Source organism: Motilibacter deserti, from assembly GCF_011250635.1.
In the GTDB taxonomy this organism is placed as follows: Bacteria; Actinomycetota; Actinomycetes; order Motilibacterales; family Motilibacteraceae; genus Motilibacter_A; species Motilibacter_A deserti.
Genome location: NZ_JAANNP010000243.1, coordinates 1 through 1,109 on the forward strand (window position 1 = coordinate 1; position 1,109 = coordinate 1,109).

Genomic DNA, 1,109 nt, shown 5'->3' on the forward strand with positions numbered 1-1,109 from the left:
CGCGGCCCGCCCCGGTGCAGGCCCGCCCCGCCGCCCAGCAGGCCCGCCAGCCCGTACGTCCGGCACCCCGGCCCACGTCCCGCCCGGCCTCGCGCCCGAGCAGCGGCCGCCCGCCCGTACGCCGCGGCGAGGGCCCGGCGCGCCGGCCGAGCCTCGCCGTCCGGCGCCGGCGCAACCTGCTCGGCCTCGCGCTGGCGTTCCTGCTCAGCCTGCTCGTCATGCTCGTCGGCTGGCTGCCGGGCGTCGTGCCGCTCCTGCTCGGGCTGCTGCTGGCCGCATACGTGGTGCACCTGCGGCTGCAGGCGCGCGCCCGGGCGCAGCTGCAGCGCTCGCGGCAGGCCGTCGACCGGCGTACCGCCGCCCGGGCACGGCGGCTCAGCGCCGTGTCAGGGCTGCTGGCCGCCCGGCGCGCCGGCTCGCGGTCGGACGCCGCGGCCGAGCCCGACGTGGCCGAGAGCGCCGAGGCCGAGGAGGCCGGGATCGACGAGCTGCTCGACGACGGGTGGGACCCGCGCCCGGTGCCGCTGCCGACCTACGTCACCAAGCCGCGCGCGCCCGAGCGGCTGCGCGACCGCGACGTCGCCGCCTTCTGGGGCGACGCCCGACGCGACGACGCTGCCCCTGCCACTCCCGCCGCCCCGGCGGCTCCCGCGGCCGACGAGGCCGCCTCCCGGCCGGCCGCCCCGCAGCGCCCGGCGGCGGAGTCCGACGACGAGCTCGACGCGATCCTGGAGCACCGGCGGGCCGTCGGCGACTGAGCCGACGGCTGAGGCCCGGGTGGCGCCGCGGCGCCCGCTGCGCACCGCCCTCCGGCCGTCGGCTATGCTTCTTCACGTTCTGGGGCTGTAGCGCAGTCCGGTAGCGCACCTCGTTCGCATCGAGGGGGTCAGGGGTTCAAATCCCCTCAGCTCCACCCAGACAGCCCGGCTCTTCGGAGCCGGGCTTCTTGCTTTTCCGGCGCCGTCGGCTGCCCCTCTGGGGTGGCGGAGATCGCAGCGGCGACCCGGCCGGACGAGGCCGGCGCTCGGGTAGCGTCGCCGCAGGCCGCCCGTCAGTGCCTTGTCCGAGGGCCTCAGCAGCGAAGGAGCACCATGGCCACGCCGTCCGCC

At 78.7% G+C, this 1,109-nt stretch carries 1 tRNA gene and 1 pseudogene; both read left to right on the plus strand.

From position 1 onward, the window contains the following. A pseudogene (locus G9H71_RS22795) lies at positions 1 to 758 on the plus strand (hypothetical protein); the annotation flags it as partial. A gap of 81 nt (positions 759 to 839) precedes the next feature. Beyond that, a tRNA-Ala gene (locus tag G9H71_RS22800) sits at positions 840 to 913 on the plus strand. The last annotated feature ends 196 nt before the right edge of the window (positions 914 to 1,109 follow it).